The sequence below is a fragment of the Embleya sp. NPDC127516 genome, assembly GCF_044765325.1.
Classification (GTDB): domain Bacteria; phylum Actinomycetota; class Actinomycetes; order Streptomycetales; family Streptomycetaceae; genus Embleya.
Genome location: NZ_JBIWJT010000002.1, coordinates 513,813 through 526,688, shown reverse-complemented (window position 1 = coordinate 526,688; position 12,876 = coordinate 513,813). Strand labels below are relative to the sequence as shown.

The window sequence follows — 12,876 nt, the reverse complement described above, 5'->3', positions numbered from 1 at the left end:
CAGGCCCGGTGGCCTGGGTCGAGGGTTGTCTCGTCCCGACTATCCGCCGGGGCGACCCGCCAACCTCGCGCATCGGAGTGAAATATGACCATCCGGCGAGGGCCTCGGCCTCCCGGAGTCGGGCGCGGATCGGGTAGACAGGCATCATGAAGTTCCTCGTCCCGGCACTCGTGGTCGTCCTCCTCGCGGCCGCTCTCGTGTGGTTCGTGACCCGCCGGCCGCGCACCCCGCCGCCGCCGGTGCCGTCCGGCCGCTCGTCCCGCCCGGCCCCCGGTCAGATCTGGTGGGCCTCGGTGCCCTTCGACGAGGGCGACACCGCCAAGGACCGCCCGTGCCTGGTGGTCCGGGTGGGACCGCGCGGCGCCGACGTGCTCAAGATCACCAGCCGGGACCAGAGCACCCGCGACCGCTATGTGCGCATGCCCACCAAGACCTGGGATCCGGGCGCGGAGCGCCGCAGTTGGCTGGAGACCGGACCGCTGCGCACGATCGGCCACGACGCCTTCCGCCGCCCGGCGGGCGTCTGCGATCGACGCGTGTGGTCCCGGATCAGCCGCGCCCACCGGGTCCGCTGACAAGACGCCACGCCCTGCCACCGCGTGCGGCCCCGCCCGCCCCCCGCCCGCCCGCCCGCCTGCCCGCCTGCCCGCCTGCCCGCCGACGACCTTCAGCTCTTCGGGTCGACCCCGTCCGCGAGTTCGTCCACGGCCAGGTCCCCGGTCGGCAACTGCGGCAGCCGATAGACCGCGTGCCCCACCAGATGGGTCGCCACCGGAACGGTGGTGAGTTGGAAGAACCCCACCATCACCAGCATCCCGATGTCGATCCCGCTGCGCAGCCGCAGCCCCAGACCGAGCGTGACCAGCAGCAGGCCGAGCACCTGCGGCTTGGCCACCGTGTGCATCCTGGACAACGTGTCCGGGAAGCGCAGCAGCCCCACGCCCGCGACGAACGCGAGCGCGCAACCCGCGAGCAGGCACACCGCCGAGGCGCCGTCGGCGAATTCGCCGGCCCGCACGTCAGCCGTCCTCGCGGGCCGAGAAGCGCACGATCGACACCGAGCCCAGGAAGCCGACCAGGGCCAGCGCCAGCAGCACCGGCACGGTCGTGGTGTGTCGGTTCAAGGTGGCCTCCGCCGCGATCGCGGCCAACACCACCGCGAGCAGCATGTCCACCGCCACCGCCCGGTCCAGGGTCGACGGCCCGCGCACGAGCCGGATCAGGGCCGCCACCGCGGCCCCGCCGAGCAATACGATCACGGCACCGCCGACGAACGCGTTCATGAACCACCTCCGGGGTCTGCCGCGGACACGCCGCGTTCCGCACGGGTACCGAACGCGGCGACCACCCGGGCCTCCAGGCGCACCACCGCCCGCCGGGCCGCCGCCACCGAGGCCGGCGTATCGGCGCCCAGGGCATGGATGAACAGCGTGGTCGGCCGGCCCTGACGGATCTCGATCACGATGCTGCCGGGCATCACGTTCAGCGCGAGCACGGTGAGCGTGAGCAGCACGTCCGAGCGGGTGGCCGACTCGACCCCCACCACCGAACTGCGCGGCAACCTGCCCGGCCACAACGCCTGCCACGCCACCCGCAGCGAGGACATCACCAGGTCACCCACGAACATCGCCACGAACCGGGCCAGCCCCCACGGCCGGAACGCGAGCCTGCCCCGACCGGACGACAGCGGCAGCAGTCCCGACAGCAGCACCGCGACCACGATCCCGGTCAGCACGTTGGCGACGGTCAGCGTGCCCCACAGCGCCACCCACACGGCGGTCAACCACACCACCAACAGCGGCGAGATCCGCCCGCGCCGGGACACCGCCCGAATCCGGGTCGCGCTCATCGGCCCGCCCCGCGTTCGAACCCGCCCGGCAGCGGCACCGCGTCGACATAGCCGACCCGGCCCACCAGTTCCACACCCGTGCGATCGACCAGTGCGACCAGCGGACCGGCCAGCACCGTGAAGGCCAACCCCACCGCGACCAGGGCGCAGGTCGCGTACGTCATCGCGCGCGGCAATGCCCCGCCGGTGGCCGCGACATCACGCCCGCTCAGACTCGCGCCGGAGGAGTACGCGGTCGCACCCGAGGTGTCCGGCGAACTGCCGAACACCTGCCCCCACACCCGGGCCATCGCGTACAGCGTCAACAGGCTGGTCCCCACCGCCGCGCCGATCAGCACGTACGAGGCCGGCGTGCCGCTCTCCGCGCCCGCCTGCAACAGCAGCCACTTGCCCAGGAATCCGGACAGCGGCGGGATCCCGCCCAGGTTCATCGCCGGTACGAAGAACAACACCGCGAGCGCCGGCGACAGCCGCACCAGCCCGCCGAGCCGGCCCAGGTCGGTACTCCCGCCGCGCCGCTCGATCAGCCCGGTGACCAGGAACAGCGAGGTCTGCACGGTGATGTGGTGGATCGCGTAGAACACCGTGCCGGCCAGGGCCGCCGCGCTCGCGATCGCGATGCCGAACACCATGTAGCCGATGTGGCTGACCAGGGTGAAGGACAACAGTCGGTTCAGGTCGCTCTGCACGATCGCGCCCAGGATGCCGACGATCATCGTCGACGCGGCCACCACCAGGAGCAGTGCGCGCAGATGTCCGTCCGGGAAGAGCAACGTCTGCACCCGGATGATCGCGTACACACCGACCTTGGTCAGCAGTCCGGCGAACACCGCGGTCACCGGCGCGGGCGCGGTCGGGTACGAGTCGGGCAGCCACGCGGACAGCGGGAACACCGCCGCCTTGACCCCGAATCCGATCAGCAACATCGATTCCAGCACCAGTTGCACGCCGGGATCCACCTCGGGCAGCCGTACCGCGAGCTGGGCCAGGTTGACCGTGCCGGTCGCCGCGTAGACCATCGCGATCGCGGCGAGGAACACCATCGAGGACAGCAGGCCGACCACCACGTAGCCGGCGCCCGCGCGCACCCGGGCGGCGGTGCCGCCCACGGTCAACAACACGTAGCTGGCCGCGAGCAACACCTCGAAGCCCACGTACAGATTGAACAGGTCGCCCGCCAGGAACGCGTCCGCCACCCCCGCGACCAGGATCAGGTACGTGGGGTGGAACACCGACAGCGGCGTGGCCTCGTCCTCGTCCGCACGGCCCTGGCCGATCGAGTAGACCAGGACGCCGAGGGTGACCGCGCAGGAGACCACCAGCATCAGCGCGGACAGCCGATCCGCGACCAGCACGATCCCGGTCGGCGCGGGCCATCCGGCCAGCCTGGCCACCACCGGACCGTCCCGATCCGCGGCCACCAGGAGCGCGATCGCCACGCCGAGAACCGCGGTCAGCACCCCGATGCTGATCACCCGCTGGCCGCGCGGCAGTCGGGCGCCGATCGCCAGCTTGAGCCCGGCGCCGAACAGCGGCAACAAGACCGGCAGCGGCGCCAGATGATTCATCGGCGGGGCCTGTTCCGGCCCTGCTCGTCACGGACTCGGCCCGTTGGATCGACGCGGCGCGGGAACTCGGTGTCGGGCACCGCGTCCACCACGCTGTCCGCGCGGGCGACGGCAGCCCGTTCGGCCCGCGCCTGCCGATTGAGCTCGCGCCGCGCCCGCCGGAAACGGGCCCGCAGTTCGGCCTGCTGGATGCGGTGCTCGGACTTGATCCCGCGCAGCCGCAGTTTCAGCTCCTCGCGCCGCTCGCCCACGATCCGCTGCGCCTCGGGCCGGCCGCCCTGCCCTCGCTCGTCCACGCCCAGCCGTCGACACTCGTCGGCGTAGTTCGCCCGGGCCTCCACCGCCAGCCGCCGCACCACTGCCCGACGCTCCGCCGTCTGCCTGCGCAACTCGCGGCGCAGCCGCCGGTGTTCGGTGCGCAGGTTGCCCCGCTCGGCACGCCGCCCCACGCGCAGGTCCTCGGCGTCGTCCTGGATCTCGTCGGTCCCGGTGAGTTCCCAGTGCCGGTGCACCATCGACAACACGAACGCGGTCACCGCGAGCGTGATCACGATCGCGGTCAACACCATCGCCTGCGGCAGCGGATCGTTCATCGCGCTCGGCAAGGTCACCCCGAGCACGGGCGCGCCGCCCGCGCGACCACCGCCGGCGAGCACGATCAGGTTGGCCCCGTTGCCGATCAGCACCACGCCCAGCAGGACCCGGGTCAGGCTGCGTTCCAGCACCAGGTACACCCCGACGCCCACCAGGACGGCGGCGGTCAGTACCAGGATCATCGTCGGGCTCTTCATACGATCACCGTCCGTTCGGCGTCCCGGTCCCGGGTCTGTTCGATGCGTCGGTCCAGCTCCGCGCCGAGCGCGGTCAACACGTCCTGCACGAGGCCGATCACCAGCAGGTAGACGCCGATGTCGAAGAACACCGACGTCGCGATGTGCACGTCGCCGAACAGCGGCAGCGTGGCGTCTACCACCGTGCTGCGCAGCGCCGAGCCGCCCACGATCAGGCCGACCAGGCCGGCGCCCGCGCTGATCACCAGGCCCGCGCCGAGCAGCCGCCCGGCGGGCAACGGCGCGGCCTCGGCCAGTTCGTAACGCCCGCCCGCGAGGTAGCGCAGGAGCAGCGCGAGGCCGGCGGTGATCCCGCCGGCGAAGCCGCCGCCGGGTGTGGAGTGGCCGCTGAACAGGAAGTAGAGCGACAACACCAGCACGGTCGGGAAGGCGACCCGCGCGACCGTCTCGAAGAGCACCGTGCGCCGCTCGGGGGCGAGCGTGCCGACCACGACCGGCCCGGGGATCGGCTCTGCCGCCGGGTCCGGCTCGCCCGGCGGGTGGGTCCCGCCGGGCGGCGTCGGCGGGTTCGGTGCCCCGTCGCCGGGTCGCGGCAGGCCGTGGGCCCGGCGCACGAAGATCAGGCTGGTCACGCCGATCGCGGCGACCGCGAGGACGGCGATCTCGCCCATCGTGTCCCAGGCCCGGATGTCCACGAGCAGGACGCTGACGATCTCCTTGCCGCCCGCCTCCTTCGCAGCGGCGGCGAACGCCTGGGACACCGGCGGGTGGGTGCGCGCGGCGAACGCGGAGATCGCGACGCCCCCGAGCACCACACCGGTGAGCACGCCCAAGCCGATGTGCACGGCCCGGCGCCCCGGCCGGGTGGTGTTCGCGAACCGGCGCGGGAGTCGGCGCAGCACCAGCAGGAACACCACCACGCTGACCGTCTCGACCAGTCCTTGGGTGAGCGCGAGATCGGGGGCACCCTGGAGGACGAACAGCGTCGCGCAGCCGTAGCCGGTGACGCCGACCAGGAGTACGGCGGGCAGCCGGTCCCGGGTGCCGGCGGCGATCAGCGCGGCGGCGGCGACCAGTACGCCGACCACGACCTGCGCGGCCGAGTCGGACCAGCGTGGCGGATGCGGAAAGGGCAGCGGGAGGTGGGCGAGCGCGATCGAGGCGGTGGTCGCGATCAGGCTGAGCAGGATCACCCCGACGTAGACCGGCATCGAGCCGCGCTGCGTGGTGCCGGTCAGTTGCAGGGCGCCTCGGTCCACACCGCGCACCAGCGCGTCGTACAGCCGCGAGGGTTCGATCCGCGCGGTGGCCAGTTGCAGGCGCACCACCGGCTCGCGGGCCAGGAACAGCACGATGCCCACGCCGATCGCGGCGCAGGACAGGTACAGCGCGGTACCCGGGCCGTGCCACAGGGCCAGGTGGTAGTCGGTCCCTTCGGCCGGGAACTCGTCGGCGTACGACGAGATCCAGTGGTCCAGCGACGCTGCCGCCGGGCCCAACACCAGGCAGCCGGTGCCGAGCAGGAGCGCGGGGCCGAGCAGCAGTCCGCCGAACGGTTCGCAGCCGGTGGTGGGTACGCCGGGTTTGCGGGCGAAGGCGCCCCAGACGAAGCGCAGGCTGTACGCGGCGGTCAGCGCGGAGCCGGCGACCAGCACGCCCAGCACGATGGAGTCGGTGCGGCCCCGGTGCAGAAACGCCTCGTACACGGCCTCCTTGGCGACGAACCCGACCATCGGCGGCAGCCCGGCCATGGACAGCGCGGCCACCACCGCGACCACGCAGGTGATCGGTATGGCCTTGGCCAGGCCGGACAGTCGGCGCAGATCCCGGGTGCCGGCGGCGTGGTCGATGATGCCGACCACCAGGAACAGAGTGGCCTTGAACAGGGCGTGTGCGACGAGCATCGCGATGCCGGCGAGCGCCGCGTCCCGGTTGCCCGCGCCGGTGACCACGATCAGCAGGCCGAGTTGGCTGACGGTGCCGTAGGCGAGCACTCGTTTGAGGTCGTCCTCGCGCAGCGCCCGCCATCCGGCCAGGAGCAGCGTCGCGCAGCCGGCGATCAGCACGATCGGCCGCCAGGGCATGACCTGGGCGAAGCCGGGGGCCAGGCGGGCGACCAGGTACACGCCCGCCTTGACCATCGCGGCCGCGTGCAGGTACGCGCTGACCGGGGTGGGCGCCGCCATCGCGGCGGGCAGCCAGGAACCGAACGGCACGATCGCCGACTTGGACAGCGCGCCGACCAGGATCAGCACGATCGCGGTGGTCACCACGGTGCCGCCGGGCGGGTCGGCGAGGATCTCGGAGAGCCGGTAGGTATCCGCCCGCTCGCCGAGCAGGATCAGCCCGACCAGCATCGCCAGTCCGCCGAAGGTGGTCATGGTCAGTGCCTGCATCGCGGCCCGGCGCGAGCCCCGGTGCTCGCTGCGATGGCCGATCAGCAGGTAGGAGAAGACCGTGGTCAGCTCCCAGAACACGTACAGCAGGATCAGGTCGTCGGTGGTGACCAGTCCGATCATCGCGCCGGCGAAGCCGACCAGGACTCCGGCGAACGCGCCGAGCCCGGGCTCGTCCGCGGCGAAGTAGCGCGCGCAGTACACCAGGACCAGAACACCCACGCCGGCCGCGAGGAACACCATCAGCAGCGCGAGCGCGTCGCATCGAAACGCGAGGGAGACGCCCTGCTCGGGGATCCACGGGCGCGATTCGACCACCGGCTCGCCGTCGAACACCGAGGCGGCCTGGGCCAGTGCCCACCCCGTGGTCGCCACCGGGAGCGCGGCGAGCACGAGAAAGGCGTTCCGCCCGAGGCGTCGAATCAGCCACGGGGCGATCGCCGCGACCACGAAGTACGAGGCCACCGAGAAGATCATGACGCTACGTTATGGTGCATTACGCCCAAATCAGCACTAATCGGGCATATGTCCCTCGTTTTTCCACCCGCACCGGCGATCGGCCCTACGGCGTGCCTTCCATCCCCCGTCGGACTCCGTGGCGTCCGGCACCGTGCGTCGGAGTGCCGGCGAAGCGCCCGCCCAGTGGTTCCACGTGGGCGTTTCGCCGGGGCGGCGAGCGCAGCGAGGAGCCCGAAAGAGGATGGAAAACACACCCCACCGCGGCGGCGCGCCGTCCCGAGGGGGAACGCGTCACCACCTCAGTCGAGCAGCGAGCGCACCGCCTCCGGCGTGCGCCCGACCACGGTGGCGCCGTCGTCGGCGGTGATGATCGGCCGCTGGATCAGAATCGGATGCTCCGCCAACGCGGCGATCCAGCGCCCGCGATCGCCGGTCGTACGCCCCCACGTCCCCATCCCCAACTCCCCCGCAACCGCCTCACCGGTACGCGTGATGTCCCACGGCTCCAACCCCAACCGCCCCAACACCGCCTCGAGCTCATCCACACTCGGCGGCTCCTCCAAATACCGCCGCACGGTGTACTCGACGCCCCCCTCATCCAACAACGACAACGCGGACCGACACTTCGAACACGCAGGATTAACCCAAATCTCCATACCCCCGGACGCTACTACCCCACCAAAACCCCACCCTCCCAACCACCCAGCACCCACGAACCCCACAGTCAGGCCGGTGCCCGAGAACCCGTTGGCCAACCCCCGACCATCCACGTTCGGTCTCCTCGGCAAGGCATCAGGCAACGTCGGCTTCGATCGAGCCGCCGAAACCCCTCAGCCGGGCCGGCGCTTGCGGCCAACCCAACCCAACCGACACCCAAGCCCCACCGAACCCCTCAACCCGGCCCGCGCTTGAAGCCAACCCAACACGCCCCACGACACCAGCTCGAAATCAGCCAACGACACTCAGCCCGGCCGGCGTTTGAGGCCAATCCAACCCGACCGACACCCAACGCCCGCCGAAACCCCTCAGCCCGGCCGGCGCTTGCAGCCAACCCAACACGCCCCACGGCACCAGCTCGAAATCAGCCAACGACACTCAGCCCGGCCGGCGTTTGAGGCCAATCCAACCCGACCGACACCCAACGCCCGCCGAAACCCCTCAGCCCGGCCGGCGCTTGAGGCCAACCCAACCCAACCGACACCCAAGCCCCGCCGAACCCCTCAGCCCGGCCCGCGCTTGAGGCCCTCGTCGAAGGCCCGCGCATAGGCCGCAGGGCCGAGTGTCTTCCCGGCCGCCGCCGCGATCCGCGACACGTCGCCGCGTTCGCCGACAGGCAACGGCGCGCCGATGGAGGCCCGAAGCACCTCCGCGCGGCCCAGGAGCGTCGCCGCCTCCGCCGCTCGGCCCGAGATCGACTCGGCCCCGGCCAGCCCCTCCAGCGCCAGCGCGACCGCCCGAGGATCACCCGAGGACCGCGCCGCCGCCAACCCCTCCTCGTGCAGGTCCCGCGCACCGACCGCGTCCCCGCGCAGTTCCGCCACAAAGCCCAATTCGGCCAACAACAGCGTCACCCCGTAGAACGGCACGCCGTAGTCCTCGTGCAGTCGACGATTCCACTCCAGCGCACCGCGCAGGTGCCGCTCGGCCCCCGCCAGGTCCCCCGCACGTCGCGCGCCGAGCCCCAGCCCGACCGTCGCGAACTCCTCCGCGAACCGGTCCGACCGCTCGACCGCGAGCCGACGCGCCCGCTCGTGGAACTCCTCGGCCGACCCGAAGTCACCCCGCAACAACGCGATCCGACCCAGCCCGGACCACCGGTACGACACATCCGTCCACAGGCCCAACTCCTCGGCCCCGCGCAGCCCTTCGCGATGCAGCTCGGCGGCCCGGTCGTATTCGCCCGACACCTCGGCCACATAGGCGAGTTGATCCGACGCCTGGACGAGCCCCCAGCGCTCGCCCAACACCGCGAACCGCGCCGCGGCGTCCGCCGCCGCCTCGCCGGCCGCCACGTGGTCGCCGCGGAACATCACCGCCTTCGCCCGACCGGTCAACGCCGCCGCGATCCCCCACGCGTCGTCCGCCGCACGAAAACCCGCCAGGGCCCGATCGATCAGCTCGCCACCCGCGTCCGCGTCCCCCACGTGCAGGTGGGCCAGGCCCAGGAACCACTCGGCCCGCGCCCGCCCCTCCGTGATCCCGTCGTAGGCCGCCAGCGCGTCGCGGCTCTGCCGTACCAGATCGCTGCCGTCGCCGATCACCATCGCGAACCCGGCCCGCCAGGCTCCCGCCGACGCGCGCAACGCGGCCGGCGCGCGACCCTCGACCGCCAACGCCGCGTCCAACGCCCGCCACGCCTCACGGTGGCGCCCACGCAGGAACCGGTACCACGCCGCCCCACCCGCCAACCGCAACGCGAGCCCCGCGTCCCCGCGCCGGGCCGCGCCATCGGACGCGGCGCGCAGGTTCCCGCTCTCCGCGTCCAGCCGCGCGAGCCACTCGCACTGATCGCGGCCGTACAACCGCGGCCCGGCGCGCTCGACGAACTCGGCCAGATAGCCGTCGTGTCGAGCCTGCACCACGTCGAACTCGCCCACCGCGTGCAGGTGTTCCACGCAGTACGCGCCGACCGACTCCAGCAGCCGGTACCTGGGCCCGTACCGCCCCTCCACCACGACCACCAGCGAGCGGTCGACCAATCGACCGACCAGGTCGAGCACGTCCACCCGGGCCACATCGTCTCCGGAGCAGATCGCCTCGGCGGCCTCGGGAGCACACCCGTCCGCGTGAATCGCCAACCGGCGCAGCACGATCCGTTCCGGTGCGCCGAGCAGTTCCCAGCTCCAGTCGATCATCGCGCGCAGCGTCTGCTGCCGGGCCGGCACCCCGCGCCGACCCACGCCTAGCACCCGGAACCGGTCGTCCAGCCGCGCCGCGAGACCGTGAACGCCGAGCCCGCGCACCCGGGTCGCGGCCAGTTCCAGGGCCAGCGGGATCCCGTCCAGACGCCGACAGATCGCCGCGATCGCGTCCGCCGTGTATGCGTCCAGTACGAAGCCGGGCGCCGCCGCGGCCGCTCGGGCCACGAACAGGCGTACCGCCGTGGACCCTTCCAACGCCGCCGGATCCGCCCCGGCGTCCGGCACCACCAGCGGCCGCACCACGCTCAGCGCCTCGCCGCCCACCGCGAGCGGTTCCTGACTCGTGGCCAGGATCCGCACGTCGGGCGCGGCCCGCAGCAACAGGTCCGCCAACTCGGCGATCGGCTCGATCACGTGCTCGCAGTTGTCCAGGACCAGCAGCAGCCGACGGCCACGCAGCGCGTCCGCCAACCGGGTCCGCGACTGGGCCGCGACATGTCCCGCGCCGGCCGCGACCTCGTCCCGGATGCCCAGCGCCGAGGCGATCGCATCGGCCAGGTCGTCGCCGCTCGGATCGCGCCGGCCGGCCAACTCGACCAGCCACACCCCGTCCGGGAACGGGAAGTCGTCCATCGCCCGGGCCGCGCACTCCAGCGCGAGCCGGGTCTTGCCCACCCCGCCGGGGCCGGTCAGGGTCACCAGCCGGGCGGCCCGGAGCAGCTTGCCGACCTCGGACACCGCGTCCTCCCGACCGACCAACTCGGTCAACGCGGCAGGCAGGTTGGACCGCGCACGCCCCGCCGCACCCGTCGAACCTCCCGCCGGGTCCGCCGACGAACCCACCGAGCCCGTCGCCGCGCCGACCCGTGCGGCCCCGGACGCGGCGCCGGGCACGGACCCCGCCGCCGAGCCGGCTGCGGAAACCGGCGCCAGCCCCGGATCCTGCGCCAGGATCGCCCGCTGCAACGCCGCCAGCTCCGGCCCCGGATCCAGGCCCAGTTCGTCCGCCAACCGCTCGCGCAGCTCGGCGTACCCCGCCAACGCCTCCTCCTGCCGCCCGGACCGGTACAGCGCGCGCAGATGCGCGGCACGCAGCCGCTCCCGAACCGGATGCAGCGCCACCAGCTCACCCAACTCGTCGGCGAGCAAGGTGTGTTCGCCCAGTTCCAGACGCGCCTCGGCATGGTCCTCCAGGGCGGTCAGCCGCTGTTCGTCCAGCCTGGTGATCGCCGCGCGGGTGAACTCCTCGTCCCGGAAGTCGGCGAACGCCGGCCCACGCCACAGCGCGAGCGCGTCCGCGAACAAGCCGGCCCGGGTCCGCGCGTCGGCGCTCGCCCGCGCCCGCGCGGTCAGCTCGGCGAACCGGTCCGCGTCCACCGCACCGGCCTCGACCCGCAGCTCGTAGCCGGGCGGGCGGTAGGCGACCAGTTCGCGCCCGCCGGGTTCGGCCGCCTCCAGGGCCCGGCGCAGTTGGGAGACCTTGGTCTGGAGCGTGTTCGCCGGATTGCCCGGCGGGTCCGCGCCCCACAGGTCCTCGACGAGCAGATCCGCCGAAACCGCCCGGCCCCGATGCACGAGCAGGTCCGCGAGCAGCGCGCGCACCTTCGACTCCGGGACGCGAACCGGCTGTCCGTCCGCGGTCCACACCGCCAGCGGACCCATCACCCCGAAGCGCATGCCGCCACGTTAGCGCAGGTCAACCGGCCTCTGACGGTGGACCGCCGGCGCCCGTGCGTAGACCCCCAGGATTCCGTGCGCGGCCGGCGGCACAGTCGTGTCATCGAGTTCGGGACGGCCCGAACAAGACACCCCGAGCAGCACACACCGCGCCCGGGAAGCACCGAAACAGGGAGCCCCACCATGTCCGTCAACGCCAACGCCAACGCCGACGCCGCCACCACCGGCACCGCCGCCGCTGCCCCTGCCGCCGCCGGCAACCTTGTCACCACCGGCCGCGAGATCCGCCTGGCGGCCCGCCCGGTGGGCACCCCCACCGCCGCCGACTTCGAGCTGGTCACCGCCGCGATCCCGGCGCTGGGCGAGGGTCAGCTCCTGATCCGCAACACCTGGATGTCGGTCGACCCCTACATGCGCGGTCGGATGGACGACGTCGAGTCGTACATACCGCCGTTCGAGCTGGGCGCGGTCCTGGACGGCAGCGCGGTCGGCGAGGTGATCGCCTCCCGTGCCGACGCGGTCCCGGTCGGCGCGACCGTGTCGCACTTCGCCGGCTGGCGCGAGTACGCGGTCGTGGACGCGGCCGGCGCCGTCGTCCTGGACACCTCCGCCGTCCCCGCCCAGGCGTACCTGGGCGCGTTGGGCACCCCCGGCCTGACCGCGTACGCGGCGCTGACCGAAGTGTCCCCCGTCCGAGCGGGCGACACGGTGTTCGTCTCCGGCGCGGCGGGCGCGGTCGGCAGCGTGGCCGGCCAGATCGCCCGCAAGCTGGGGGCGGCCAGGGTGATCGGCTCGGCCGGCGGCCCGGCCAAGGCCGAGCGGCTGCGTACCGACTTCGGCTACGACGTCGCGCTCGACTACCGGGCCGGTGCGATCGGCGACCAACTCGCCCAGGCCGCGCCCGAGGGCATCGACGTCTACCTCGACCACGTCGGCGGCGACCACCTGGCGGCGGCCATCGCGAACGCCAAGGTCGGCGCCCGGTTCGCGCTGATCGGCGCGATCAGCGGCTACAACGCCACCGAGCCGGTGCCCGGCCCGAGCAACCTCTTCCAGGCGTACATCAAGCGGCTGAACCTGCGCGGCCTGTTGGTCACCGACCACTTCGCGCTGTTCCCCGAGTTCACCGAGCGCGCGATCGGTTGGCTGACCGAGGGTTCGCTGCGCACCGACGAGACCGTGTTCGAGGGCATCGAGCAGGCCCCCGCGGCTTTCCTCGGCGTACTCGGCGGCGCCAACACCGGCAAGATGCTCGTCCGCCTGGCCGACTGACCC

At 72.8% G+C, this 12,876-nt stretch carries 10 protein-coding genes; 2 read left to right on the top strand and 8 right to left on the bottom strand.

All coding sequences use genetic code 11. From position 1 onward, the window contains the following. Positions 1-146 precede the first annotated feature (146 nt). Complete coding sequence (locus ACIRL2_RS04855; RefSeq protein WP_395868123.1) at positions 147-575, top strand: type II toxin-antitoxin system PemK/MazF family toxin; 429 nt, start codon at positions 147-149, stop codon at positions 573-575. A gap of 92 nt (positions 576-667) precedes the next feature. Here ACIRL2_RS04855 and ACIRL2_RS04850 read toward each other — a convergent pair whose 3' ends face one another. The 8 genes from ACIRL2_RS04850 to ACIRL2_RS04815 form a co-directional block, all read right to left on the bottom strand. Continuing rightward, positions 668-1,018, bottom strand: a complete 351-nt coding sequence (locus tag ACIRL2_RS04850) for a cation:proton antiporter (protein WP_395868125.1) — start codon at positions 1,016-1,018, stop codon at positions 668-670. Between the two features lies 1 nt (position 1,019). Then, the gene (locus ACIRL2_RS04845; protein WP_395868127.1) at positions 1,020-1,283 is read right to left on the bottom strand and encodes a monovalent cation/H+ antiporter complex subunit F; all 264 of its coding nucleotides are present in this window, start codon (positions 1,281-1,283) and stop codon (positions 1,020-1,022) included. Next, on the bottom strand, positions 1,280-1,849 hold the full coding sequence (locus ACIRL2_RS04840; RefSeq protein WP_402230170.1) for a Na+/H+ antiporter subunit E: 570 nt from the start codon (positions 1,847-1,849) through the stop codon (positions 1,280-1,282). The genes ACIRL2_RS04845 and ACIRL2_RS04840 overlap by 4 nt, the downstream gene beginning before the upstream one ends. After that, complete coding sequence (locus ACIRL2_RS04835; RefSeq protein ID WP_395868129.1) at positions 1,846-3,417, bottom strand: Na+/H+ antiporter subunit D; 1,572 nt, start codon at positions 3,415-3,417, stop codon at positions 1,846-1,848. The genes ACIRL2_RS04840 and ACIRL2_RS04835 overlap by 4 nt, the downstream gene beginning before the upstream one ends. Next, positions 3,414-4,208, bottom strand: a complete 795-nt coding sequence (locus ACIRL2_RS04830) for a Na(+)/H(+) antiporter subunit C (protein WP_402230168.1) — start codon at positions 4,206-4,208, stop codon at positions 3,414-3,416. The genes ACIRL2_RS04835 and ACIRL2_RS04830 overlap by 4 nt, the downstream gene beginning before the upstream one ends. Continuing rightward, positions 4,205-7,081, bottom strand: a complete 2,877-nt coding sequence (locus tag ACIRL2_RS04825; protein WP_402230166.1) for a Na+/H+ antiporter subunit A — start codon at positions 7,079-7,081, stop codon at positions 4,205-4,207. The genes ACIRL2_RS04830 and ACIRL2_RS04825 overlap by 4 nt, the downstream gene beginning before the upstream one ends. A gap of 281 nt (positions 7,082-7,362) precedes the next feature. Next, positions 7,363-7,719, bottom strand: a complete 357-nt coding sequence (locus tag ACIRL2_RS04820) for an arsenate reductase family protein (protein ID WP_395868132.1) — start codon at positions 7,717-7,719, stop codon at positions 7,363-7,365. Positions 7,720-8,283: 564 nt separating this feature from the next. Then, complete coding sequence (locus ACIRL2_RS04815) at positions 8,284-11,601, bottom strand: AfsR/SARP family transcriptional regulator (RefSeq protein WP_402230163.1); 3,318 nt, start codon at positions 11,599-11,601, stop codon at positions 8,284-8,286. 183 nt (positions 11,602-11,784) lie between these two features. Between ACIRL2_RS04815 and ACIRL2_RS04810 the strand changes: the two genes are divergently transcribed. Next, positions 11,785-12,873 (top strand): NADP-dependent oxidoreductase, encoded by a 1,089-nt coding sequence (locus ACIRL2_RS04810; RefSeq protein WP_402230161.1) that lies wholly within the window; start codon positions 11,785-11,787, stop codon positions 12,871-12,873. The last annotated feature ends 3 nt before the right edge of the window (positions 12,874-12,876 follow it).

Excerpts from the sequence above, each read along its gene's own strand:
- ACIRL2_RS04815 (WP_402230163.1), bottom strand. The coding sequence starts at position 11,601 with ATGCGCTTCGGGGTGATGGGTCCGCTGGCGGTGTGGACCGCGGACGGA.
- ACIRL2_RS04825 (WP_402230166.1), bottom strand. The coding sequence starts at position 7,081 with ATGATCTTCTCGGTGGCCTCGTACTTCGTGGTCGCGGCGATCGCCCCG.
- ACIRL2_RS04845 (WP_395868127.1), bottom strand. The coding sequence starts at position 1,283 with ATGAACGCGTTCGTCGGCGGTGCCGTGATCGTATTGCTCGGCGGGGCC.
- ACIRL2_RS04810 (WP_402230161.1), top strand. The coding sequence starts at position 11,785 with ATGTCCGTCAACGCCAACGCCAACGCCGACGCCGCCACCACCGGCACC.
- ACIRL2_RS04855 (WP_395868123.1), top strand. The coding sequence starts at position 147 with ATGAAGTTCCTCGTCCCGGCACTCGTGGTCGTCCTCCTCGCGGCCGCT.
- ACIRL2_RS04835 (WP_395868129.1), bottom strand. The coding sequence starts at position 3,417 with ATGAATCATCTGGCGCCGCTGCCGGTCTTGTTGCCGCTGTTCGGCGCC.
- ACIRL2_RS04830 (WP_402230168.1), bottom strand. The coding sequence starts at position 4,208 with ATGAAGAGCCCGACGATGATCCTGGTACTGACCGCCGCCGTCCTGGTG.
- ACIRL2_RS04840 (WP_402230170.1), bottom strand. The coding sequence starts at position 1,849 with ATGAGCGCGACCCGGATTCGGGCGGTGTCCCGGCGCGGGCGGATCTCG.
- ACIRL2_RS04820 (WP_395868132.1), bottom strand. The coding sequence starts at position 7,719 with ATGGAGATTTGGGTTAATCCTGCGTGTTCGAAGTGTCGGTCCGCGTTG.